Origin of the sequence: Winogradskyella forsetii (assembly GCF_013394595.1) — a bacterium.
Taxonomy (GTDB): domain Bacteria; phylum Bacteroidota; class Bacteroidia; order Flavobacteriales; family Flavobacteriaceae; genus Winogradskyella; species Winogradskyella forsetii.
This window is the reverse complement of record NZ_CP053348.1, coordinates 1,212,460-1,236,797: the sequence shown is the minus strand read 5'-3', so window position 1 is coordinate 1,236,797 and position 24,338 is coordinate 1,212,460. Positions and strand designations below refer to the sequence as shown.

The 24,338-nt window shown below is 35.4% G+C and carries 22 protein-coding genes; 9 read left to right on the top strand and 13 right to left on the bottom strand.

Annotated features, from left to right (window positions below):
* Positions 1-139: 139 nt before the first annotated feature.
* Positions 140-709 (bottom strand): hypothetical protein, encoded by a 570-nt coding sequence (locus HM987_RS05250; RefSeq protein ID WP_179005882.1) that lies wholly within the window; start codon positions 707-709, stop codon positions 140-142.
* Positions 693-1,247 carry an RNA polymerase sigma factor gene (locus HM987_RS05245; protein ID WP_179009903.1) on the bottom strand — a complete coding sequence of 185 codons (555 nt, stop codon included), beginning with the start codon at positions 1,245-1,247 and terminating at the stop codon, positions 693-695. The genes HM987_RS05250 and HM987_RS05245 overlap by 17 nt, the downstream gene beginning before the upstream one ends.
* Before the next feature lie 216 nt (positions 1,248-1,463).
* Here HM987_RS05245 and HM987_RS05240 point away from each other — a divergent pair, with 216 nt between their 5' ends.
* The 5 genes from HM987_RS05240 (at position 1,464) to HM987_RS05220 (ending at position 6,268) form a co-directional block, all read left to right on the top strand.
* On the top strand, positions 1,464-2,030 hold the full coding sequence (locus HM987_RS05240; RefSeq protein ID WP_179005880.1) for a DUF2911 domain-containing protein: 567 nt from the start codon (positions 1,464-1,466) through the stop codon (positions 2,028-2,030).
* Positions 2,031-2,044: 14 nt separating this feature from the next.
* Positions 2,045-3,124, top strand: coding sequence for a methylmalonyl Co-A mutase-associated GTPase MeaB (gene meaB, locus HM987_RS05235; protein ID WP_179005878.1), 1,080 nt, complete (start codon positions 2,045-2,047; stop codon positions 3,122-3,124).
* 204 nt (positions 3,125-3,328) lie between these two features.
* Positions 3,329-4,045 carry a glycosyltransferase family 2 protein gene (locus HM987_RS05230; protein ID WP_179005875.1) on the top strand — a complete coding sequence of 239 codons (717 nt, stop codon included), beginning with the start codon at positions 3,329-3,331 and terminating at the stop codon, positions 4,043-4,045.
* Positions 4,042-4,665: a lipid-A-disaccharide synthase N-terminal domain-containing protein gene (locus HM987_RS05225; protein ID WP_179005873.1), complete on the top strand. Its 624-nt coding sequence runs from the start codon at positions 4,042-4,044 to the stop codon at positions 4,663-4,665. The genes HM987_RS05230 and HM987_RS05225 overlap by 4 nt, the downstream gene beginning before the upstream one ends.
* Positions 4,658-6,268: an ArnT family glycosyltransferase gene (locus tag HM987_RS05220; RefSeq protein WP_179005871.1), complete on the top strand. Its 1,611-nt coding sequence runs from the start codon at positions 4,658-4,660 to the stop codon at positions 6,266-6,268. The genes HM987_RS05225 and HM987_RS05220 overlap by 8 nt, the downstream gene beginning before the upstream one ends.
* Here the strand turns inward: HM987_RS05220 and HM987_RS05215 are convergent.
* The 5 genes from HM987_RS05215 to HM987_RS05195 all read right to left on the bottom strand — a co-directional run bounded on the left by HM987_RS05215 (position 6,255) and on the right by HM987_RS05195 (position 9,865).
* Positions 6,255-6,824: a phosphatase PAP2 family protein gene (locus tag HM987_RS05215; RefSeq protein ID WP_179005869.1), complete on the bottom strand. Its 570-nt coding sequence runs from the start codon at positions 6,822-6,824 to the stop codon at positions 6,255-6,257. The genes HM987_RS05220 and HM987_RS05215 overlap by 14 nt on opposite strands.
* Positions 6,825-6,897: 73 nt before the next feature.
* Positions 6,898-7,488, bottom strand: a complete 591-nt coding sequence (locus HM987_RS05210; protein ID WP_179005867.1) for a phosphatase PAP2 family protein — start codon at positions 7,486-7,488, stop codon at positions 6,898-6,900.
* 15 nt (positions 7,489-7,503) lie between these two features.
* Complete coding sequence (locus tag HM987_RS05205; protein WP_179005865.1) at positions 7,504-7,731, bottom strand: hypothetical protein; 228 nt, start codon at positions 7,729-7,731, stop codon at positions 7,504-7,506.
* 109 nt (positions 7,732-7,840) lie between these two features.
* On the bottom strand, positions 7,841-9,223 hold the full coding sequence (locus tag HM987_RS05200; protein ID WP_179005863.1) for an MATE family efflux transporter: 1,383 nt from the start codon (positions 9,221-9,223) through the stop codon (positions 7,841-7,843).
* Positions 9,224-9,346: 123 nt separating this feature from the next.
* Positions 9,347-9,865 carry a DUF3124 domain-containing protein gene (locus HM987_RS05195; protein ID WP_179005861.1) on the bottom strand — a complete coding sequence of 173 codons (519 nt, stop codon included), beginning with the start codon at positions 9,863-9,865 and terminating at the stop codon, positions 9,347-9,349.
* Between the two features lie 363 nt (positions 9,866-10,228).
* Here HM987_RS05195 and HM987_RS05190 point away from each other — a divergent pair, with 363 nt between their 5' ends.
* The 3 genes from HM987_RS05190 (at position 10,229) to HM987_RS05180 (ending at position 15,161) form a co-directional block, all read left to right on the top strand.
* Positions 10,229-11,341: a hypothetical protein gene (locus HM987_RS05190; protein ID WP_229724609.1), complete on the top strand. Its 1,113-nt coding sequence runs from the start codon at positions 10,229-10,231 to the stop codon at positions 11,339-11,341.
* A gap of 29 nt (positions 11,342-11,370) precedes the next feature.
* The gene (locus HM987_RS05185; RefSeq protein ID WP_179005859.1) at positions 11,371-14,379 is read left to right on the top strand and encodes an FG-GAP-like repeat-containing protein; all 3,009 of its coding nucleotides are present in this window, start codon (positions 11,371-11,373) and stop codon (positions 14,377-14,379) included.
* 287 nt (positions 14,380-14,666) lie between these two features.
* Positions 14,667-15,161, top strand: coding sequence for a hypothetical protein (locus HM987_RS05180; RefSeq protein ID WP_179005857.1), 495 nt, complete (start codon positions 14,667-14,669; stop codon positions 15,159-15,161).
* A 142-nt stretch (positions 15,162-15,303) separates the two neighbouring features.
* Here the strand turns inward: HM987_RS05180 and HM987_RS05175 are convergent, their stop codons facing one another.
* The 6 genes from HM987_RS05175 to HM987_RS05150 form a co-directional block, all read right to left on the bottom strand.
* Positions 15,304-17,286, bottom strand: coding sequence for a monovalent cation:proton antiporter family protein (locus HM987_RS05175; RefSeq protein WP_179005855.1), 1,983 nt, complete (start codon positions 17,284-17,286; stop codon positions 15,304-15,306).
* A 245-nt stretch (positions 17,287-17,531) separates the two neighbouring features.
* Positions 17,532-18,020, bottom strand: coding sequence for a hypothetical protein (locus tag HM987_RS05170; protein ID WP_179005853.1), 489 nt, complete (start codon positions 18,018-18,020; stop codon positions 17,532-17,534).
* 110 nt (positions 18,021-18,130) lie between these two features.
* Entirely contained in the window at positions 18,131-19,072 is a 942-nt protein-coding gene (locus HM987_RS05165; RefSeq protein WP_179009899.1) for an NAD(P)H-dependent flavin oxidoreductase, read from the bottom strand.
* Positions 19,073-19,206: 134 nt separating this feature from the next.
* Positions 19,207-20,823, bottom strand: a complete 1,617-nt coding sequence (locus HM987_RS05160; protein WP_179005851.1) for a S8 family serine peptidase — start codon at positions 20,821-20,823, stop codon at positions 19,207-19,209.
* Between the two features lie 184 nt (positions 20,824-21,007).
* Entirely contained in the window at positions 21,008-22,195 is a 1,188-nt protein-coding gene (mnmA, locus tag HM987_RS05155) for a tRNA 2-thiouridine(34) synthase MnmA (protein ID WP_179005849.1), read from the bottom strand.
* A gap of 259 nt (positions 22,196-22,454) precedes the next feature.
* Positions 22,455-23,165, bottom strand: coding sequence for a toxin-antitoxin system YwqK family antitoxin (locus tag HM987_RS05150; protein ID WP_179005847.1), 711 nt, complete (start codon positions 23,163-23,165; stop codon positions 22,455-22,457).
* Between the two features lie 63 nt (positions 23,166-23,228).
* Here HM987_RS05150 and HM987_RS05145 point away from each other — a divergent pair, with 63 nt between their 5' ends.
* A complete protein-coding gene (locus HM987_RS05145) occupies positions 23,229-24,242 on the top strand; it encodes a fasciclin domain-containing protein (protein WP_179005845.1) in 1,014 nt (337 codons plus the stop codon).
* The last annotated feature ends 96 nt before the right edge of the window (positions 24,243-24,338 follow it).

Genomic DNA, 24,338 nt, shown 5'->3' with positions numbered 1-24,338 from the left:
TCTGTTCGTTTTTTGATTTGACTTTGTTTACCCAAGCCTTAGCTCAGGCTGATTGATTGATTGATTGATTGATTGATTGATTTGATTGTATTAATATTATATTTAGAGATGCTTTAATTGGACTATGGATGATAAAGATCTAAACACTTTCTTGTTCAAATGTATCGTCACTAAATGCTGCAAGCTTTTCTTTAAGACGCATCACAAGATTGAGCCTGTATTTTAAATTTTCAATTAAAGCATCTAAAGTGGCTTCGTTTGGTCCGTTATCATTGAGCTCAATGATTAACTTATTGTACTCGTCATTTAATTCTTTGAGCCTTAATATGTAACCATCAAACAACTCCTTGTTTTCTGGTGTGAGCTTTACTTTAGACAATTCTAAATTGATACTTGCCAAATAATAATCTTCCACTTTTTTTAAATCTGGCGAAATGTCTCCCAGTGTTTTTAAATTGCTATCTGCAACTTCAATGGAATCATTGGAGTGGTCAGGAGCTTGAAAAAACTGAAACGCTCCATAACTCAGACCCAACAAAACAACCACGCTTGCAGCAATATTTAAAAACCATGACCTGTTCGACTTTTTCTGTTCTTCTGGAAACTCCTTTTCCAGTTTTTGAAGAAACCGAGCTTCATGACCTTTAGACATTTTTAGGTCGTCATTCTTAGGCTCATTTTTGAATAAATCCTTAATATTTTGTGCCATTTTTTTCTTTTTTTAATGCCAATTGTAATTTTTGTTTTCCTCGCGATAGTTGGGTTCTGGAAGCGACTTCAGTAATATTTAAAATCTCTGCTATTTCCTGGTGATCGTAGCCTTCCATTAAATATAACATCACAACATATTTGTATTTTTCTGGTAATACCTCTATCGCCAATTTCACCGCTTCAAGTGTTATTCCATCTTCAATAGTCCATTCTTCCTCGTTATCTTCAATCACATTCAAATGATAATCCTCCAATTCCACCAAACGTTGTCGCTTCGATTTTAAAACATCAATACACCTATTGATCACAATACGCTTTAACCAAGCTCCAAAACTAACTTCAGCTTTATATTGTTCTAACTTTGAAAACGCCTTTATAAACGCTTCTTGCACAATATCTTCGGCTTCCATGGTATCCTTTACAAAACGAAACGCCACCACTAACATGCCATCACAGTACTGATTGTACAATTGCATTTGCGCCTGTCGATCATTCTGTTTGCATTTTTCAACAATATGAATTTGAAACGTGCCGATTTTAATTTTGGTTTTTTGATTGGTTCTACAGTAAAGACGCTATAAAATTCCAAGTGTTGCAAAAAAGATTAAAAATTTATTCTTTTTATAAGATTTACTTAAAATTAGACGTTAGATTTCTATAAAGTTAGGGATTTCAATTATCTTTAAATCTTGAATACCTGTACTTGGTATATTTATTTTAAAACTAAAAATCCTTTAAGGTAATAATCCGCTATGTTAAAACGCCTCCTCATTGTCTTGTCTATATTGGCTATAGGCTTATTGTTATATTCAGTATTTGTTGAAAATATTTTTTCCGAACGTTTGAGTCCGAAGGATTCAGCCGAAATCACACTTAACGATTTAAAATTAACCGTGGAATACAACCGGCCGTCTAAACGCGAACGTGAAATATTTGGAGCGCTTGTTCCATTTGATAAAGTTTGGCGAACTGGCGCCAATGAAGCCACCACTTTTGAGACCAACAAAGTCCTTTCGATAGATGGTCTAAGGTTGAAAAAAGGAAAATATACCATTTGGACTGTTCCTATGAAAGACACTTGGAAAGTGATGTTCAACTCCAAGCAATACAAATGGGGAGTCGATGAAAAAATGGAACCTATGTGGGATCCCAATTATGATGCGCTTGTGCTTGAAGTGCCCACGCAACAATTAGAGGAAACCGCAGAAAAATTTACGATCGCTTTTAACAATACAACCGGAAATTTAAAACTAACCATGGCTTGGGATGATACTTTTATTGAAGTTCCAATTAAAGAGTACGAGGCTACAAACCCTTAACCTTTAAGCAAACTTTGACCAAGAAAAACAAAACATATAAATCGGCTTTACAAGAACAAGAAGGAGTTGAGTCGCCTAACAGTTTAAATCCTAATATTGCCAAATCACTAAAAGCCAAACGTAAAGCACAACCGTCTACAACCGAATTAGTTTCGGGAATTACTTCAGGAAATATTACGGCATTGAGTAGAGCCATTACTTTAGTAGAAAGTACCAATCTTTCACATTCTAAAAAGGCAAACCACATTATTACCAAATGTTTACCATACGCCAATAAATCCATTAGAATAGGGATTACTGGAGTTCCTGGCGTTGGCAAAAGCACCTTTATTGAAGCTTTTGGAATTTACCTCACCTCTTTAGGAAAAAAAGTAGCGGTTCTTGCAGTGGATCCAAGTAGCAGCTTGAGTAAAGGTAGTATTTTGGGAGATAAAACCCGAATGGAAGATTTGGTAAAAAACCCAAATGCATTTATAAGACCGTCGCCTTCTGGAAATTCTTTGGGAGGTGTGGCAAGGAAAACACGAGAGACCATTATTCTATGTGAAGCTGCAGGTTTTGATACCATTATTATTGAAACCGTTGGGGTTGGACAGAGCGAAACGGCTGTACATAGCATGGTTGATTTCTTCTTATTGTTAAAATTGGCAGGTGCTGGAGATGAGTTACAGGGCATTAAACGCGGTATTATTGAAATGGCAGATGCCATTGTTATTAACAAAGCGGATGGCGAGAATGTAAAAGCCGCAAAATCTGCCAAGCTAGAATTTAATAGAGCCTTACATCTATATCCTGAAAAAGATTCCAATTGGTCGCCAAAAGTATCCCTTTGTAGCGCTTTGAAACGGGAAGGTATTTCTGAAGTATGGAACATGATTGAGGACTACGCACAGACCACAAAAGCCAACCATTTCTTTAAAACCAATAGAAATAACCAGAATAAATTTTGGCTACTTCAAACGATTGAAGACCGTTTAAAATCTAATTTTTATAACGCGTCTAAAATTAAAGCTGAACTAGAATCTCAAATTCAATTGGTAGAAGCCGGAAAAACAACACCTTTTGCTGCAGCTGAATATTTATTGTCTTTGTGAGTTTTTAATATTGAATGACGAGATACATGATTGAAAAGTTATGTACTTAACATCCAACTTAAAATAAAAGTGGAATTTTCATTATGGAATCCTGATGACTGCTATTTAATGATTTCCAAGTTTCATGAATATGAAGGTTACGGCGATTAAACGCATTGATATCAAAAAAAACAATATTTTTGTGCCGACTAAGCCATCAAACTAATGCCATATAAGTTTACAATCATAGTTCCTGTTTATAATGAGGAAGCTAATTTAGAACGTGTGGAAACGGAACTTTCTAACTATCTTAACATAGCGACAGTGTCTACGTCAATTCTTTTTGTGAATGATGGTTCATCCGACAACAGTCAAACCTTAATTGAAACCATTTGTGAGCGTAACGCTGCTTTTGAATATATTTTATTTAAACAAAACCGAGGTTTGAGTGCTGCTATAAAAGCTGGCTTTGATCATGTCGAATCTGAACTTGTTGGCTATATAGATTCAGACTTACAAACTGCACCAGAGGATTTTAATAAACTTTTAGAACACATCGATTCGTACGAGCTGGTAACGGGCGTGCGTTCCAACCGAAAAGATTCATTTGTAAAGAACATGTCGTCTAAAATTGCCAACGGCATCAGACGTGCTTTCACCCATGATGGAATGGACGATACAGGTTGTCCGCTTAAAGTTATAAAAACGGATTATGCCAAGCGCATTCCGATGTTTAGAGGGTTGCATCGATTTTTACCAGCCATGATTATGTTACAAAACGGTCGTGTAGTACAAATTCCGGTTCAACATTTTCCTCGTATTGCGGGTACTGCAAATTTTGGAATTTGGAATCGTCTTCTTGGCCCACTTATGGATTGTTTTGCTTATTTATGGATGAAGAAAAAGTATATTAATTACGAAGTCTCTAAATCCAGTAAATGAAAGACTGGATTGTTTATAGCATTGGATTTTTAGCTCAGATTTTATTTTCATCTCGGCTTATTATTCAATGGGTCACGTCAGAAAAACAACGTAAGGTCATTACGCCAAAAACGTTCTGGACCTTAAGTCTAATAGCCTCTTTCCTTTTATTTATATATGGCTATTTACGATTGGATTTTGCTATCATGTTGGGGCAAAGTTTAACTTATTTTATTTATATAAGAAACCTACAACTACAAGGGCAATGGCAGAAATTCCCGAAAATTGTGCAATACCTCTTGTTTTTTGTTCCTATTTTTATTGTCGTTTTTTACTTCAATAACAATCAGATCGATGTTGATTTACTATTTAAAAATGTGGACATCCCAACTTGGTTATTAGTTTTAGGTGTCGTTGCACAAGTTGTTTTTACGCTACGTTTTGTTTATCAATGGATTCATTCTGAGCGAAATAAAGAATCCACGCTACCTATGGGATTTTGGGTTTTGAGTTTAATTGGCGCAGGTCTCATATTAACTTATGCCATTATCAGAAGAGATCCCGTTTTGTTTATAGGACATTTATTCGGCCTTGTCATTTATGCTCGTAATGCTTATTTAATCAGACAAACCAATGATTAAACTGATAGAAAAATATCCGATTTTAAGTCTCATACTTTTTGTCATACTGATGTTAGGATTTACGATTGACGCTATTCCCGTAACGATAATGGAAGCACGCAATTTTATTTCGGCAAGGGAAATGCTTACGGATAACAATTGGATTTTAACCACCATGAATGGCGATGCTCGTTATGAAAAACCGCCTTTGCCAACATGGATCACAGCAATTTTCGGATACTTATTTGGTATGAAATCAGTGTTAGCCTTGCGTTGGCCTGCCCTACTCTTTTTAACTAGTATTGGCATATCCACCTATCTTTTATCGCTCAAATTAGAGCTAAAAAAAGCACACAGCTTAATTAATGGTTTCATTGTATTGACCTCGTTCTATTGCATCGGAATTACCATAGAAGCGCCTTGGGATATATACACCCATGGGTTGATGCTCATGGCGTTGTATCAGTTGTTTATTTTATTTCAAAGTGGAAATACTTCAGTTTTAAGAAGTTTACTATTTATATTGTTTTTAGCGGGTTCGGTTCTATCAAAAGGACCCGTTTCGCTGTATGTCCTTTTCTTGCCTTTTGTTATAGCTTACGGTATTGCTTTCAAATTTAAAGGCCAACCAATTCATTTTCTAAAATTAATCAGTCTTTTGGTTTTTGGAATCGTTTTAGGAGGCTGGTGGTACTTTCATGTTAGGGTTGCCGATCCTGAAACATTTACCAGAATTGCCGAACGTGAAACTTCAAACTGGAGCAGTTATAACGTGAGACCATTTTACTATTATTGGAGTTTCTTTGTACAAAGCGGTTTATGGACAGTTCCTGCGTTTATTAGTTTGTTATACCCTTACTTGAAATCAAGGGTTTCAAATTTGAAGGGGTATCGATTTAGTATTTTATGGACGATTTTTGCCGTGATTCTATTATCCGTTATTCCTGAAAAAAAATCACGATATTTAATGCCTGTGCTACTTCCATTAGCCATTAATATCGGATGTTATATCGACTATTTAATTCGTGAATTCAAGAATTTAAAGTCGAAAAAAGAAACGATTCCTGTGTATTTTCATTTTGGATTAATAGGTGCAATTGGCATTTTTTTCTGGATTTCTGGCTTTTTCTTAGCCCCTTCATTAACAGGAATTAGTTGGGCAAGATTTATTGTTTCAAGCTTAGTGTTAGCCACTATAGGCTTTTTTACTTTCAAATATTTAAAGGCTAAAAACATAAAGGTTGTTTTTTATCTTGTTATTGCCTTTATGTTAAGTATTGGTTTTTTCGCTCTACCATTGGCAAAGTCTCAATCACAAGAAAATTACAGACCATTTTCTGAACTCTCCTCAGATAATATTTCGCTTTATACTTTAGATGGTGTATCTCCAGAAACCATTTATAATTATGGCGATAAAATTCCGAGTATTGTTTCTGAAGACGGTATCGTAATTCCTAAGGAAAAACAGTTTAGATTATTGACTTCAACGTCAAATCCTGAAGATATAGCTGAACTAGCGAAGTTATACAGCATAAAATTTATGGGTACGTATGACTTGAATTTTTCTACCAGAGATTATAAGTCGAGATTGGTAAACCATTTATATCAACTTACGCTGAAATAAAACGCTTGATTAAGTACTTGCAGAGTTTGTAAAACCCAAAACCTGATAGGGCTCCAAACGTAAGTCCGCATAAAATATCAAGCGGATAATGCACACCGACATAAATGCGACTGTAGGCTACAACTAAGCTCCAAATCAATAGAAAATATATTAAGTTTTTGTAGTAAGGACGCAACAACAAACCTGCAAAAATAGCCGTGGACATTGAGTTTGACGCATGACCTGAGAAGAATCCATAGTTTCCACAACGTGGTGCAACAAATCGCGTTAAATCTATAATACCTTCCGCTGCACAAGGTCTAGGACGTTGAAACGCATCTTTAAATATATTTGTAATTTGATCCGTAAACGCAATTACGCCAGCAAAAATCACTACAATTAGCAACAATGCTTTCCATCCAAATTTCTTATAGATTAAAAATAGCAAAGCAGCATACAATGGTGTTGATGAATACAAATAGGTAATTGCCAACCATAAATTATCCCAATATTCTGATCCCCAATTATTAAGATATAAAAAGAGTTCTTTGTCGTATTGTAAAATTTGGTCTAGCATAAATCGAATTATCTTTCAACTTTCCTACCGCAAAATCAATTGCTAGCGGAATGAGATTTTATGTTTCGGTCCCTTAAGCGCCTTGGTCAACTTCCTTGAGCGTAAATCTAGATTGCAAATACTTGTCGAGTTTATAGAACATAAAGCCTGAAAGACCACCAAATAACATGCCCGACAGTACATCTAATGGATAATGCACTCCAATATAAATACGACTATACCCCATTAAAACGGCCCATATAAAAAGTAAGTAGACCAAATAGTTGTATTTATCCTTAAGTATTAATCCGACTAAAATTGCAACACCCATAGAGTTACTAGAATGCCCTGAAAAATAGCCAAATCGTCCACCGCAACCTTCTCTCACCAAACGCATCAATTCTTTTACACCTTCTTGATGACAAGGTCTAAAACGTTCAAAACCATGCTTAAATAAATTGGTAATCTGGTCTGTAAAAGTAACCATAAAAATGGCAGTAATCAATGTTAGCACTACCATCTTGGTTCCTAGGCGTCTATATAATAAGTAAAGTAATAATAGATATAGCGGAATCCAATGCCACTTTGTAGTATATGCCATCCAGAACCAGTCCCAAGTTTCAGTACCTAATCCGTTAAGGTATAAAAATAATTCTTTATCAAATTCTATAATTTGTTCTAACATTCAATTTTATTTTTCTCAATCATCATATCTAGCAATCTCTCTATCGTAAAAATCTGTAGCTTGCTGAATGTAGTTCTCAGTTTCGGTTTCCAATTCCTTTTCATCATGCTGGTCAAATTCCTCAAACCATTCAACCTCATCATTTTCGAGATTTATGATAAAACGTGGAAATTCAGTATGAATTATAAAAATCGCATCCGGATAATCGGTATTGTCGCCTAATATGAATTTTGGTAGTTCCATGTGTTAAGTTAGAGGTTTGAAGCACGAAGCTTGAAGGTGCTAAATTTAAATGCAAATATATAGATTTTGAATGAGCTCATCGAATAACAAAAAATAGATGTTTTAGATATCATAATTCCGCTGAGTTAAGAATCAACTTCTTAGTTAGATAATTAAACCTTATGAAGAGCAATATTGCCGCAACCGTCAATCCCACCAACAATCCTATCCAAATACCTAAGCTTCCCATTACTTCTTCTTTTCCTAAAAAATAACTAATAGGAAAACCGATTACCCAGTAGGATATAAATGTTATAAGCGTTGGCATTTTAACATCCTGAAGTCCGCGTAACGCACCAAGTGCAATAACTTGAAGACTATCACTAATTTGAAAAACAGCAGCTGCCAATAGTAATGTAGCCGCAATTTTTACCACTTCGGCCGTGTCAACAGCATTTTTTGGATCGTCTAAATCAACATATAACTTTGGAAGCACAGTATGAAAAATAACAAACAATAAGGCAAAAATCACTGCAAATATAAATCCGACTAAAAAAATAGATTCTGCAATTCGCTTTAAAGCTCTAAAATCTTTTAAACCTTTTTGATTTCCGACTCTGACCATGGCTGCCACGCTCAAACCTATAGCGACCATAAACGTCATTGAAGATAAATTTAAGGCGATTTGGTTTGCGGCTTGCGCATTTGCACCCAAAGTTCCACTTAACCAGATTGCTGCCGTAAAAATCCCAACTTCAAAAAACATTTGCATCGCACTTGGCAAACCTAAATTGCTCAGCTTTTTTAATGGATATTTTTTGAGTTGAAAGAATTTAATATTTGTAACATAGGCTTTAGATTTTTTACGTTTGGCGAGCAACCACCACAAATGGGCGACCATTACAAACCGAGACACTAAAGTTCCAACGGCAGCTCCAACAATTCCCATTTCAGGAAAACCAAATTTTCCAAAAATCAGCACATAGTTTATGGCCACGTTTAACACATTTGCAATAATAGTGGCATACATAGGGTATTTGGTCAAGGACAAACCGTCACTAAATTGTTTAAACGCCTGAAAAACAATTAACGGCACCAAAGAAAAAGCTACCAAGTCTAAATAAGGAATCGCCAAATCAACCACTTCTTCTGGCTGATCCATAACGTACATTAATGGTTTGGCAAATAAAAGCATCACAAACAACAACAATCCTAAAACCGTACAAAGAAAAAGACCATGTTTAAAAACCGACTTCCCCTTTTTGAAATTTTTCTCAGTATCTGCTTCTGCCACTAAAGGGGTTATAGCTGTAGAAAAGCCAATGCCCAAAGACATCGCAATAAATATAAAGCTGTTACCTAATGATACAGCTGCCAGTTCTGCCGCTCCCAACTGACCTACCATAACATTATCCACAAAACTCACAAAAGTATGCCCGAGCATGCCCAACATCACAGGAGATGCGAGTTTAAGATTGTATCTAAATTCCTTAGTGTAGTCGCTTAAAACCATGGCGCAAAAGTAGTGCTTAGGTCTTAGTAATTTTAATAAATATAATGGAAATTTTAGTATTAAAAGTTGATGGTTATCATTAAAAATGAAACATAAAGACTAGTCGGAATCGAGCGATAAAAATTAGCGAATTCGTCTAGCATGTGTAATAAAAGACAAACCTTGTTGTCCCGCAGTTGATGTCATTACACCTTCAAACAGGGGCTCAGGACACCCTTTTGGTGTTTTCCAATCGAAAAGGAAATTAGAACCTGTACCTCCTGAAGTATCAGCTTCATCGATAACTATTTCAATAGTCTCTAATGGTGCCAAATACACAGGTTTTTCTATATAGCTTCGTAAGAGAGTTCCATGTGTGTCATAATAATCTACATTGGTTAAGTAGATGGTATCCTTCATGCTCACATTTCTCAAACTTACCATTGCCGTAAGGTTATACGTCTTATGTTGGGAATAACTATAAATTTGGGAATAAATCGACAAATAAGAATGACCTGAATCTAAAGAATCAACGGCAGAAATCGTTGCGACTCTTTTATTCCAATTCACCTGTATAGGATCTTCGTCACTACCTAATTTTATTTTGTTTTCACAGGCGTAAAAACCAAGAAATATTGCGGATAGGAGTATTATTTTTTTCATTTTTTGGAAATTATATGCAGTTGACCTGAGCTCGACCTAATATCTATTTCCTGTTTAACCAATTTTTATTTAACTCTAAAGTAAATTTCTTAAGGTTCAGTAAATTAATTCCTTAGTCTAACTCGGCTATTACAAAAATAGCTGTTTTATGTGAAGTTGTCATAAATAATTTAAGATCGTTTTGTTTTTGATTTAGAAGCTTTTCTCACCATAGATAAACAGCTTTTCTTGCTTTACTATAAAATCATTCTATTTATCTATAAATAAAATAACAAATAGGTAGGAAAAAAGTAAGCTTAACTGTTCTATAATCATAGTAACTAACTAATAATCAATTTAACGATTACTATTTTTGCTATATTCGTGCTTAAAACAAAACTATATATCATAAAAAAACTACTATTCTTTTCTGTTGCAGCGCTTTTTTCGGTTCTTCTTTTATCGTGTTCAAATGATGAAGGATCAGCCCGAGAGGATGACTACATACCAATTTCACAAGTTGTACTTGACATGGACGCTTTTCCTTTCAATTCACTTTCGGACTATAACTTTTTTGAAGGTGACATGAAGGCCCAAGAACCTGTTGTAGGTGTCATTCCATATGAACCAATTTCCACTTTATTTACGGACTACGCCAAAAAGAAACGTTTTGTTTGGATGCCAAGTGATGTAAAAGCAAATTACGTATCCGATAATACATATCTTGATTTTCCTGTTGGAACTTTTCTTATAAAAACCTTCTATTACAATAATGTGCAACCCGACAATACGACGCGTATTATTGAAACTCGGGTGATGTTAAAAAAATCGGACGATTGGTATTTTGCCGATTACATCTGGAACGATGATCAAACAGAAGCAGCGTTTAGCCTTGAAGGGGCGTTTACAAATATAGATTTTCTGGAAAATGGTGTTGCAAAAAGCACCAATTACCGCATTCCATCATTTGTAGAATGCATTACCTGCCATAAAAGCGGAGACAATTCAGTGCCTATTGGCGTAAAACCACAAAATTTAAATAACGTATATTTATATGCTGATGGTTCTCAAAATCAATTGGAAAAATTAATAGCAGAAGGTTATTTAGAAAATAATTTGCCAGCCACATTAAATACCGTTGTGAATTGGAAAGATGACACTAAACCAATTGACCTAAGAGTACGTTCCTATATTGATATCAATTGTGCCCATTGCCATACAGAATTGGCTTATTGTGATTACAGACCTATGCGCTTTGCTTTTGGTGACACTGCCAATGAGACCAATTTAGGGGTTTGTACTGAACCAGACACTGAAGTTCCTGGAATGACAAAAATTGTAGATCCATCTATAAAAGAACGTTCTGTGCTATATTATAGAATAAATACGGCAGCCGAAGAAATTAGAATGCCATTATTGGGACGGAATATTATCCATGAAGAAGCCGTTGTGCTAATCGGCGAATGGATTGATGGCTTAACCACTGAATGCGAATAAAAATGAGCAACACATAAAAAAAATAACTTATGAAAAAAATTACACTCGTACTTGCCTTACTCCTATCCTGCATTATTACAGGAGCGCAAACTACAGTAGATTGTTCAGTAGGCCCTGTAAACACAACGTATTGTTATATTGATAATGATACCACAAGTTTCGTTTTTGTAAGTTCTGATGGGTCAGATTTGCGAGTGACATTCAATGCTGGTCGCGTAGAGAATACTTATGACGAATTGATTGTTTTAAATACCGACGGTAGCGAACTATACAATGGCTATGGAAATAGCGGAGACCTAACTGGTCTTTCATTTCAATCTGTTGGTAATATGATTACAGTCTCTATAGATTCTGATTTCACCATCAACTGCGATGAAAATAATTACATTCCTTGGGATTTCGATGTTAGCTGTGCTACGTGTACAAACCCGACAGCAACATATAACATAGTAGATGATTGTGCTGCAAGTAATGGTTTTTTAGTAGATGTCAATGTTTCTGATTTAGGCTCAGCGACGTCGTTGACAATTTCTGACAATCAATCCAGTCCTACGCAATCATTAAGTGCTTCTGGAACGGTTCAATTTGGACCTTATCCCAACGCTACCGATATAGTTATTAACATTCAAAATGATCAAGATATTAATTGTGCCATAAATAGTAGTTCAATAACGCAAAGTAACTGTCCTCCTCCAGCGCCAATTGGTGTTAGCTGCGCTTCAGAATCTTCATCATTTATCCTTACAGAAGAGTTTGACTTAGCCTCTGGTTGGACAGGAAATTTAAACGATGATAATGGAAGTTGGGAAATCCCTAGTGGTTCTACGTCGGATGGAACTGGACCAGAAAATGCTTATAGTGGTTCAGGCTATATGAACTATGAAGCCTCTGGAAATGCAACAGATACAGCTTCGGCAGTAAGTCCTGCAATCGACTTATCAACCGCTACGGATGGTGCCGAATTATCTTTCTATATGCATGCCTTTGGCGAAGATATGGGAACTTTAAATGTAAATGTTGGAAACTCTGCCAATGGTCCTTTTACGACGTTATTTACGCATTCAGGTGAATTACAAACCAGTGAGAATGAAGCTTGGGTGCCAGTTGGTGTAAATTTAGATGCTTATATAGGACAAGTAATTTATATAGAATTTAGTCATACAGGAACAGGTACAGGTTATGAAGGCGATATGGCCATAGACTATATGCGTATAGAAACCTGCGGGTCTTTTTGTATTACGCCTTCAAGTATTGAAATTTCTGCCATAACACAGACTACTGCAACTATGTCTTGGATTCCAAACAACGGTGAAAGTACTTGGGAATATGTGGTACAGCTATCAGGAACAGGAATTCCAACCGAAGCGGGAACTGCTGCAAATACAACAACCGTCAACTTATCTGACTTAGAGGCTGGAAGAATTTATGAAGTGTATGTTCGCGCTATTTGCGGATCGGATAACAGTCTTTGGAGTACACCTATAACCTTCGCTACATTAGCACCGCCTCCACCAGCAACATTTACAACATCATCGGTTTCAGTTATGGGTACCCAAAGAGCTCTTGTAGATATGAATGGTGACTTTTTAGACGATGTAGTTTCTATCGGTAATACCAATGTAAATATTTTCTATCAACAAGCAGGTGGTGGATTGAGTGCTACAGCAACGGACATAACCACAACAAGTGCAGCAAATTCGCCTTCATGGAGTTTGGCTGCAGCCGATTTTGATAGAAATGGATTTACCGATTTACTTTATGGCGGAGGAAGTGGTGTCACTTTCATGAAGGCCAATACCACAGGTACAGGATTTACACAAATTTCCGGGTCGGAATATGTATTCTCTCAACGCTCTAACTTTGCCGATATTGATAATGACGGTCACCTAGACGCCTTTGTATGTCATGATGTTGATGCCAATGTATACTATATGAATGATGGAAGTGGGAATTTATCATATGGACAAGGAAATTTAGGACTCGTAAGAGGAAACTACGGCTCTGTTTGGATTGATTATGATAACGATCGTGATATGGATATGTTTATTGCCAAATGCGGTGGTGGACCAATCAATCAGCTATTTACAAACAATGGCGATGGCACTTATACAGATACTGCACCTGCCCAAGGATTAGATGATGATATGCAAACCTGGTCTTCGGCTTGGGGAGATTATGACAATGATGGGGATATGGACGCCTATATTGGTGCCAGTACAGGAACGTCTAAATTATTAAGAAATGATGGTGATGGTGTTTTTGTTGAAGTAACCGATACCTCTGGAGTTTTAGAATTAACATCAACGGGAATTGAAAATTGTACCCACGATTTTGACAACGATGGCAATTTGGATATTGCTTCCCATGGAAATATTCTTTTCGGAAATGGTGATTTGACATTTACGTTGTACGAGAATATTTTACCCTCAAACAACGGTTCTTTTGGAGATGTCAATGATGATGGATTTATCGATGCGATTTCTGGAGGAGATTTATATACAAACGATACAACCACTAATAATTGGGTTAAAATTACCACGACAGGAGTTCAAAGTAATATTAACGGCATTGGTGCAAGAGTTGAAGTGCATACAGCTTCAGGTGTTCAAATTCGTGATGTACGTAGTGGAGAAGGATTTCGTTTTATGAGTTCTTTAAACGCACATTTTGGACTAGGAACCGATGATGCCATTTCCAATATCATTATATACTGGCCTTCTGGAGAGGTAGATAATGTAACTAATCCAGCTATTAATACGCATCACGTCATCGTTGAAGGGGAAACTTTAAGTTTAGAAGATGAAACTTTACAAGGCGTTTCTATTCATCCTAATCCTGTTGGAAAAGAGATCAATATTAACAGTCCTATTAATTTGGTTGGGAAAATTGCGACCATTTTTAATATCGAAGGAAAACGTGTCATGAACTTAAAACTAGAAAACCATACCATAGATGTTTCGAATTTAAGTCAAGGCCATTATATTTTACGTCTAGAATCTGAAGGAAAAGTGTTTACCCAAAAATTCATTAAGCGCTAAAATACAAAGCTTTTAAAAAATTAAAACTCCAATGCTTTTAATGTGTTGGAGTTTTTTTATTGGGAGATTAAAATATTGTTTAGTGCTAAAGATTATTACTATAACTCTCAAATTCTGAAGAAGAATATATTTTCAATTAGAAATAGAAGTGTTGACCCTTTTAAAATAAATGAAGTTATTCACAATAGGCATTTTATGGATTAAGTTAGTGATAAAATCATCTGAGACAATATCTTCAACCTAAAAATTATATGTTGCTTATAAATTTAACACTTAAAGAATAAATTATGAAAAAACTATATACACTATTGATATTGACTGTAATGGTCTTTGGTTGCGACAATGAAAAAAAAGAACTTATGGCTGAGTATGATAACGTAGCTAAAAAAAGTGATAGTATAAATACAGTACACCAAGATATGGAATCGCATCATAGCAAGATGATTGAGGAACACAATAAATTTTCGGAAGAATTACAAGGTATGGAAATTAAGGATTCATCCGTTCTAGAAAATATAAGTAAGCATGGTATGATGCTAGAGCGTCACGATGCTATCTTAAAGAGTCATAAAGAAATTATGGAAGCACAGGACAATGCCACTCCAAATTTTGAGGACTTAAGCAACATTGAGATTAGTGAAAAGATTGATAAAATGAAGGCATGGCACGAAAGAATGAGAAATGATCATGAAATGATGAAAAATGAGCATGAAAAAATAATGCAGGAACATAAGTCCGTTAAAGAGCGGCTAATTATGGACGCTAAAGAAGAATTGAAGTAGAAAATATTCAAAAACTTTAGATATAAAAAACTCCAAGATTTTTAACTAATATTGGAGTTTTTGATTTGCTAAGGATTTAAAGTCAAAGACTAGTCATTATGTGACACTATCCTAAAAAGTGTGTAAGTTCAAAATTTCAGGGTTAATTTATTAACTTTTGAAAACGCTCTACATTACTTTGCTCGCCTAATATATACAAAACATCACCTTGTTTTAAGGTATCATCTGGTTGTACACTTTCTAACATTACATTTTTTCTCTTTATACTCAAGATATTAATGCCATAAAGAGCTCTTAGGTCTAATTCCTTTATTGGTTTTCCTAAAAACTTATTACTATCAGATCGCATGCGTAAACACGAAATATTAAAATCTGCCAATTCATTCTTAATGTAGGTTTTTGGCCGTTTTAATTCGCCTTTAAATAATTGGTAATTGTCAGATCTTACTTTTTCAACAAATTGTTCAATATCTCCTTCTGGCACCAAGAAATTGTGCAATATATGTTCAAAAATCTGTATGGATGTTTCAAACTCTTCAGGAATCACATCATCTGCACCCAATGCCAATAGTTCTGATGTTTCGGCTATATATCGAGTTCTAACAACTAAGTACAAAGAATCAGATATAGCACGAATATTTTTAAGTATCGTTTTCGTGGCATGATTACCAGAAATCGCAATGACAGCCGCTCTAGCCCTATTGAGATGGACAGTTTCAAGAATATGATCTTGCGTAGCGTCTCCAAAAATAATTGGTAATCCTTTGGCTTTTTCCCGTTTCACTATTTCAGCATTCATCTCTATTACAATAAAAGGAATGCTACTAGCTGTTGCTGCTTTGGCTAAATTGCTTCCGTTGATTCCATATCCAATAATTACCAAGTGATTTTCTAAGCCAGAACCAATAATATCACCAATATTCATATCAGAATCCGTTTTATTATTGAACCCTAATTTTTTTGAAACACCCATAAAACGCCCTGCAATAGTCTCTGAGAAAATAATCACAAAAGGAGTTAATATCATGGATACAATAGATACAGATAAAAAATATTGGTTAGTTTCGGGAGTTAATAGATTGTACTCAATACCTATTTTTGAAAGTATAAAAGCAAATTCCCCAACTTGAAACAATGACAAACCTGTTAATATAGCCGTTTTTGTTGGGTATCTAAGAACAGCTACAGCAATTGCCGTTATTGACGATTTCATAATTAAAACAATGACAACGATAAGTAAGATAATTAGAACATTATGAATGAAAAAATTTAAATCCAACAACATCCCTACAGAGACAAAAAAGAAGCTCGTAAAAAGCTCACGAAAAGGAAGTATAATGCTTGTCGCTTGGTGGCTATATTCTGATTCTGATACAATAAGACCCGCAATAAAAGCACCCAAAGCTAGTGATAAACCTAGCTCAGAGGTAAAAAAAGCAATGGCAAAACAAAGTGTAATCGTCACCAACAGAAACAATTCTTTACTATTTGTTTTTGCCACAGCGTGCATCAGCTTAGGTACAATATAACGCGCACTAATATAAGTAACCATTACAACAAATGCCGATTTTAAAAGCAACATGAATATGCTCATGCCCAAATCATTATTTTCCCCAGCCATCATAGGCGTAATAAGCATCATTGGTACTACTATGATATCTTGAAATATTAATATTGCCAAGGCATTTCTGGCATGAGGTTCAGAAAGCTCTTGTCGATCTTGCAAGGTTTTTAAAACAATTGCAGTACTTGATAATGAAAAAAGGAAGCCAACAAATACCGATTCATTCCAAGAATTTCCCAAGAGGTTATAGACCAGCGAAGCGACTCCTACAGTAATACCCACTTGTAAAAATCCGCCTATAAAAACCGTTTTTTTTATGGAAACCAATTGCTTTATAGATAATTCCATACCTATTACAAAAAGTAATAGAATGACACCTATTTCCGATAAAATTTCTACTTCCTCTACAGCTTCAATAAGGCTTAATCCATACGGACCAATAATAACACCAGTTAATAGAAAGCCAATTATAGATGGTAATTTTAATCTTTGAAGTACAAAAACTATGACAACTGAAAACCCTAAAAGTATAAGTATATCATTTAATAATGGGATGTGCATTGGCTGTTTTTAACTGTATTTATAGGTCTTAAATCGTTGTTTATCTAATACTTTAGAACATCACAAAAATAACGGATTCTTATTGGTTTGGGGAACTCGTCTTTGATCTTTTTCTATAAATAAAGATAAGGTTTTCTTCTAATGTTTCTAAAAACAAATGCACTTCATAATGACCTCGATTTTGAAGACTTTTTAAATTGCTTTTTTAGACTTCACCCACTATTTGCAAACAAGTAATAGTTAAATTAATCGTTGAAAAATTCATTAATTAAATCTGGGAAGTTCGTTTTAGTAGAATTCCCTTTATTAGAAGCTGACCTATTTACTTTTTTTACTTCTAACACGTTTAGTGTGTATCTAACTGTATTAATATTACTTTTTCTCATTTTGTCCAAATGTTCTTTGGTCAATGAATATACTGCTTTGGCATTATCATCCACAAATTCAGAATCAATAATAGTGTTGCAAGTTATCGATACACCATCATCAAGGTAAATAATAAGCTTATCAGTAATTTCAGATTTGAATGTGGGTTTTGTCGTAACGGCAATATATGAGGCATTATCTTTTTTAGCGAATACTATATTTAAGTCTTCACCTTCTTCTTTATTTGACTGTAAGACAATTAATTCTGTACAAGGATAACTTTTTTCCCCAATGAAGAATAAATCTTGGGCTTTGGCATCGGTTGTATAACATAAAGTTAAAAACGAAATGATTAGAACGTTTTTCATAATTAGTTATGGATTGGTTAAATACTTAGCTCTTAGCCTGATTAACTTTGTGAAAGTTTATGAAACTGTTATTTAAATTCAATCATCATATAGAACTGTTAAGATAGTATTTAAAATAAAGTCACGCTTTTCTTAGCGTCCTCAAACTCAGCAACCATATCCTCAACAATCTCAGCAACTGGTTTTACATCATGAATCAAACCAGCAATCTGTCCAATTTCTAATTCGCCATCTTCTAAATCACCTTCAAACATGCCACGCTTAGCTCTGGCTCTTCCTAATAATTCAATAAGTTGTTCTGGTGTTGGTGATTGCTTATATAAGTCTTGGATGTCTTTATAGAATTTATTTTTTATCAGCCGTACAGGTGCTAATTCTTTTAAGGTTAATTTCGTGTCACCTTCTTTGGCATCCACGACGACCTGCTTAAAGGCTTGGTGTGCAGAAGACTCTTCACTAGCTACAAATCGGCTACCAACCTGCACGCCATCTGCTCCCAAAACCATACAAGCTAACATCGCTTGGCCTGTGGCTATGCCTCCTGCTGCAATCAACGGAATTTGAAGTTGTTCTTTGACCATAGGAATCAAAGTTAAGGTTGTCGTTTCATCTCTTCCGTTGTGTCCGCCCGCTTCAAAACCTTCGGCAACGATTGCATCAACGCCTGCCTCTTGGGATTTTAAGGCAAACTTTACACTACTCACCACATGCACAACAGTTATCCCTTTGTCCTGTAACCATTTCGTCCATGTTTTCGGATTTCCTGCGGAAGTGAAAACAATCTTTACACCTTCTTCTACAATAATATCCATAATTTCCTGAATATTTGGATATAACATAGGAACGTTAACACCAAATGGTTTGTCGGTTGCTGCCTTACATTTTTGAATATGCTCTCGCAGTACGTCTGGATACATGGAACCTGCACCAATTAATCCTAAAATTCCTGAATTACTAGCTGCCGAAGCTAATTTCCAGCCGCTGTTCCAAATCATTCCAGCTTGGATAATTGGGTATTTTATGTGGAAGAGTTTTGTTATTCTGTTGGTCATAAATTGGTATAATTGCATTTTAATAGGTTATAAAATTCGTCAATTCGAATGAATCTTACGATGGTTCTCGATACAATTGCTTTGCCAAATGCATTTGGCAAAGCAATCACTCGAACTGACGTTACCATAGAGTTTCAATTTTTTATAAACCTAAATGTTTTAGAATCATTTTCGGTGGAAAGCTTTAAAAGGTAAATACCTGTAGCGAAATTAGAGACGTCAACCTTTTTAAAATCCGTTTGAACTGTTTTATATAAAACTTGTTGACCTAAGTGATTGAATATGGAAAGCTCTAATTGTGTTGCAGCTGATGGAAACAACAGATTAATTTCCGTTTCCACAGGATTTGGATAGAAATTAAAGGCTTCTATAAAATCCTCCTCAAGCGATAATGCTAAGGCTCTAGCTAAATCCAAATCTGGAATACCGAAACCTAAAAAATTGTCTGGTGCTGTAAACTGCGACGCTGATTGTCTTACAAAATCCATCATTGCTGTTGGTGAGGCTTCTGGAATAGCTTGCCACAAGGACGCAATGCCACCACACATAATTGGTCCGCTGAACGATGTACCATTATTTTGAACTATACTATTAAATTCATTAATAACAAAAGCCGCTCCTCCTCTAGCCACCACATCTGGTTTTTGATAACCGACTTGAGCTTCGCTTCCCTGAGAACTGAATGCGACATAATTTCCGTCACCATCAACGGCACCTATAGAAAAAACATCTGGCGAATCTGCAGGTGCACCAACAGTTTGCCATGCAGTTGCACCCGCATTTCCAGCACTCACAACCACTAATATCCCTTTTTCAACCGCAATTGATGCGCCTTTTGTAATGTAAGCGACTTGGCCATTCATGTCTTGGGGCGAATAATCATAATTCGGGTTATCAAATAAGCGATAACCCAATGAGGTATTTATCATATCTACCCCTAAACTATCGGCGCGTTCAGCTGCTTCCACCCAATAGCTTTCTTCTACTGGATTTTCACTTCCCGAATCTTCTGTCCTGAATAAATAATAAGAGGCATCAGGTGCGGTTCCAACATATTGATTTTCTATAAAACCTGCCATGGTACTCAACACTTTAGTGCCATGATTACTTCCTGAAAATGCATATACGTCTGGGGTTCTATCCACAAAATCATAACCATCCAATAAATCGTTGTTAGCCCGTAAACGTTGAAATGCATCCATAGTATTTACATTCGGAAAACCGGAATCAATCACAGCAATCGTAATTCCTTCTCCTGTAAAATCTGCTATATGCAAATTATCTGCATTTATCATTTCTACCTGATTTTGCGTATTTCCATAAGTAAATTCAATGGTTTCGTCTTCTATTTCAGTTTTGCTTAAATTGGAAGCGTTTCTCGATAAGGTGTTTAAGTTTTCATCTGCAAAATCAACAGTTTCAACATAAGATAAGTTATTTAAAGCATTGATATTTTCTTCTGTTCCCCTCACATGAACGGCATTAAACCATTTGGATTTTGCCATGACAGTAATTCCCATTTGGCTTTTTAAATCTGAAATATACGTTTCATTCACAGGCACATCGCGCTCGTCAATGACGATATTGTATTGCTGTTTTCTATCAATCGCTTTTTGAGAAAGGATACTTATTGGATTTTCTATTGAAGCAGAAACATTTGGTTTGTCCGTGAGATAAATCCATGCGTCTTCTTGCGCATAGCTTTTTATTGAGAGGAAGAGCAATAAAAGCATGGTTAATTTTCTAATCATAGCTTTTCTTTTATTGCAAGTTAAGAAATTACTGCTAAATTAATATGGTTTGTTTAGTTATACTTAAACTGAAACACCCCTAAAGTCCCCTCAAGGGGACAATTCGCTCAGTTGAATCATAGGATTGTCACTTTAAGGGGACTTTAGGGGTCTATTTTCAAATAGGACGTTTTTCTAATTTTACTTATGAGATAACTCCTGAGCCTACTAATTCATCCTCAAGATACCAAGCTACAAACTGGCCTTCGGTAATTGCGGATTGTTTATTCTCGAATTCAACATATAAGCCAGAAGCTACTTTGTGTAGTGTTGCCTTTTCTAGGGCTTGCCTATAGCGGATTCTTGCCATTACTGACATAGTTTCCCCTTCATTTAAAGCCAAATCTTCACGAATCCAATGCAGTTCTTCGTTAGTTACAAATAGCACATTGCGATATAAACCAGGATGCTGTTTGCCTTGGCCGGTATAAATAATATTGTCTTTGACGTCAGTATCAATGACAAATAATGGCTCAATAGTTCCTCCTACTCCCAAACCTTTACGTTGACCTTTGGTAAAATAATGCGCACCTTGATGTTTACCCACTATTTTTCCGTCTTCTAAATTATAGTCTGGTTTTTCAGATAGAAACTGGAGTTCCTTTTCTTTTGAATTAAATTCTGGCATTTCTTGATGATAAGTCTCAAACGTATCTTCTACCTCAACAATAACCCCTTCTTTTGGTTTGAGTTGTTGTTGAAGAAAATCTGGTAACCTTACTTTACCGATAAAACACAAACCTTGCGAATCTTTCTTTTCGGCCGTTATTAAATCTTGGGCTTTGGCAATGTCCCTAACTTCTGGTTTTAATAACTCACCAATAGGAAATAAAGCTTTTGCCAATTGTTTTTGTGATAACTGGCAAAGAAAATAAGATTGGTCTTTGTTAGGGTCTGCACCAGCTAAAAGTTGATGAATTTCTTTTCCATCCTTTTCAATGGTGTCCTTTCTACAATAATGACCTGTTGCGACGAAATCTGCACCTAACTCCAAAGCTATATCCATGAAGACATCAAACTTAATTTCGCGATTGCAAAGCACATCAGGATTTGGTGTTCTTCCTTTTTCGTATTCGTTGAACATATAGTCAACAATACGTTCCTTGTATTGCACACTTAAATCTACGGTCTGAAAAGGAATTCCTAATTTATCCGCCACTAACATGGCATCGTTGCTATCTTCCAACCATGGACATTCGTCTGAAATGGTCACGGAATCATCGTGCCAATTTTTCATAAATAGGCCAATAACCTCGTAGCCTTGTTCTTTTAAAAGATAAGCTGCAACGCTAGAATCCACTCCTCCTGAAAGTCCTACGATAACTCTTTTCATATTTACTACCTGCCAAATCAGGTGCCTTTTATTTAGTAACGATTAAATATTACAAGAAACACCCCTAAGAGCTGCGCTCGGTAGTTTCAAAACAAAAAATATTATGTTTTTCACTAATCCTCAAGGGGACAATCAAACAATTTAACAGTATTTGTAACGATATAATTTGGTCAAATAAACCTCGACAAAATTACAAAATAAAAAAGGCAATCATATTAGGATTGCCATTTCAAAATTCTATTATTACAATAGTTTAAACCTATTCATATTTCTTAATGACCTCATTGTTTGTATGGTCTATTTCTTTAGTGATTTTTCCATCTTTGTAATATTTCCAAATACCCTTTTTCTGACTTTTAACATAATTGCCTTCAGACGTTTTTTTGCCATTGGCATCATAATTAATGGTCTTTCCTTCTAACTCGCCATCCTGATATTGAGTATGCCTTAACAATAACCCCTTCTCTGAGAACCATTTGGATTCGCCGTGTAGTTTACCGTTTTTATAGTTAGCACTTTCTGCAAGTTCGCCATTTTTGAAATACACAAAGCGCTCTCCTTCCAGCAGACCTTCATCATTATAATTTTCAACAATCATTTTTACCGAAGAATTTTTGTGATAAAAAATCCATTCTCCTATAAAACGTTTACCGTCCATTTTACCTTCACTAATGATTTTTTTAGTTGAAGCTAAAAAGGTAACATCTGCGATGCTGTCCTTTTCGTTAAATACCTTTACAGCACTCAACACACTTTTTCCTGAAGATAACGTATAGAATTTGAAGGAATCAATTTCCTTACCATGCTCAAAAACACCTTCGTAGCGTTTTTGATCGGTTTTGTGGTAATTTTTAGTCCATAAGCCATGTCGTTTACCGTCCTTATCGAACTGATTTACCGTTTTTTGGGCATTCGCAGTTGTTAAAAATAATGTTAAAATGAAAAGTGAATAAATTATTTGTTTAACCATATTGTATATTTGTTAAACAAACCGTCAAAGGTTTGAATGTTGAACAATTAAAAACTCAAAAAAATGAAAATTATTTCAAAAAACTTCAAATTACTTACAGTATTTCTATTGGTTATAGGTTTGACTGCATGTAGTGATGACGACGACAACAATGGTCCAGGTATACAAACCACCACTGTAGTGGATGTAGCTTTGGCCAACAATTTAACTTCTTTGGCAGCAGCTTTAGAAGCAACAGATTTAGTAACCACATTACAAGGAACAGGACCTTTTACAGTTTTTGCACCAGATAATGAAGCATTTGCTGCTTTATTAGCAGATACTGGTTTAGATTTAGATAATCTTTCTGCTGCAGAAAAGACTTTAGTAACAAATATCTTATTAAATCATGTTATTATTGGTGAAAATTTAGATGCCACTTCCATAGTCAATGCAGGTTCTGGATATTTAAGCACAGCTTCTCCAAGTGGTTTTGGTGATAGCACATTAAGTCTTTACTTTAATGTAGATGCAGGAACTGTAAAATTAAATGGTGGTTTTGATACGTCGGTAGGTGCTGATGTAGACGAAACAGATTTAACTGCTACTAATGGTGTAATACATATTATTGACAAAGTCTTATTACCTCCTACTGTGGTAGATATGGCTATTGCCAATCCTAACTTTTCAACCTTAGTTACTGCTTTAACTACTTTAACTCCAGGTACTGATTTTGTAGCAACATTATCTACTGATAATGGTACTAGTCCGGCACCATTCACAGTTTTTGCGCCAACCAATACCGCTTTTGATAATTTAGGCACTCCTCCTGCGGAAGATGTATTAACTCAAGTATTATTACATCACGTCATTGATGGAGCTAATGTACGTTCTAATGGGTTAACTCCAAATGGTACAACAAGTCCAGAAACATTACAAGGACAAACTATTGATATCACACTTCCTGGAACTAATGGAAATATTGCTGATGTTACTGACGGTGCCAGTAATTCTGATATAGGCATAGTCGCAGTTGATGTACAAACGGCAAATGGTGTTATTCATGTAGTGAATAAAGTAATGTTACCGTCATTATAAACTAAGAAAATTTAAGGCTGATTACCTTATTTATAATTGTTGATTTTTAGTTAGTGAAAAGCTCAAACTATTTTTAAGTTTGGGCTTTTCTTATTC

Excerpts from the sequence above, each read along its gene's own strand:
- HM987_RS05250 (WP_179005882.1), bottom strand. The coding sequence starts at position 709 with ATGGCACAAAATATTAAGGATTTATTCAAAAATGAGCCTAAGAATGAC.
- HM987_RS05240 (WP_179005880.1), top strand. The coding sequence starts at position 1,464 with ATGTTAAAACGCCTCCTCATTGTCTTGTCTATATTGGCTATAGGCTTA.
- HM987_RS05230 (WP_179005875.1), top strand. The coding sequence starts at position 3,329 with ATGCCATATAAGTTTACAATCATAGTTCCTGTTTATAATGAGGAAGCT.
- HM987_RS05225 (WP_179005873.1), top strand. The coding sequence starts at position 4,042 with ATGAAAGACTGGATTGTTTATAGCATTGGATTTTTAGCTCAGATTTTA.
- HM987_RS05220 (WP_179005871.1), top strand. The coding sequence starts at position 4,658 with ATGATTAAACTGATAGAAAAATATCCGATTTTAAGTCTCATACTTTTT.
- HM987_RS05215 (WP_179005869.1), bottom strand. The coding sequence starts at position 6,824 with ATGCTAGACCAAATTTTACAATACGACAAAGAACTCTTTTTATATCTT.
- HM987_RS05210 (WP_179005867.1), bottom strand. The coding sequence starts at position 7,488 with ATGTTAGAACAAATTATAGAATTTGATAAAGAATTATTTTTATACCTT.
- HM987_RS05205 (WP_179005865.1), bottom strand. The coding sequence starts at position 7,731 with ATGGAACTACCAAAATTCATATTAGGCGACAATACCGATTATCCGGAT.
- HM987_RS05200 (WP_179005863.1), bottom strand. The coding sequence starts at position 9,223 with ATGGTTTTAAGCGACTACACTAAGGAATTTAGATACAATCTTAAACTC.
- HM987_RS05195 (WP_179005861.1), bottom strand. The coding sequence starts at position 9,865 with ATGAAAAAAATAATACTCCTATCCGCAATATTTCTTGGTTTTTACGCC.
- HM987_RS05185 (WP_179005859.1), top strand. The coding sequence starts at position 11,371 with ATGAAAAAAATTACACTCGTACTTGCCTTACTCCTATCCTGCATTATT.
- HM987_RS05180 (WP_179005857.1), top strand. The coding sequence starts at position 14,667 with ATGAAAAAACTATATACACTATTGATATTGACTGTAATGGTCTTTGGT.
- HM987_RS05175 (WP_179005855.1), bottom strand. The coding sequence starts at position 17,286 with ATGCACATCCCATTATTAAATGATATACTTATACTTTTAGGGTTTTCA.
- HM987_RS05170 (WP_179005853.1), bottom strand. The coding sequence starts at position 18,020 with ATGAAAAACGTTCTAATCATTTCGTTTTTAACTTTATGTTATACAACC.
- HM987_RS05165 (WP_179009899.1), bottom strand. The coding sequence starts at position 19,072 with ATGACCAACAGAATAACAAAACTCTTCCACATAAAATACCCAATTATC.
- HM987_RS05160 (WP_179005851.1), bottom strand. The coding sequence starts at position 20,823 with ATGATTAGAAAATTAACCATGCTTTTATTGCTCTTCCTCTCAATAAAA.
- mnmA (WP_179005849.1), bottom strand. The coding sequence starts at position 22,195 with ATGAAAAGAGTTATCGTAGGACTTTCAGGAGGAGTGGATTCTAGCGTT.
- HM987_RS05150 (WP_179005847.1), bottom strand. The coding sequence starts at position 23,165 with ATGGTTAAACAAATAATTTATTCACTTTTCATTTTAACATTATTTTTA.
- HM987_RS05145 (WP_179005845.1), top strand. The coding sequence starts at position 23,229 with ATGAAAATTATTTCAAAAAACTTCAAATTACTTACAGTATTTCTATTG.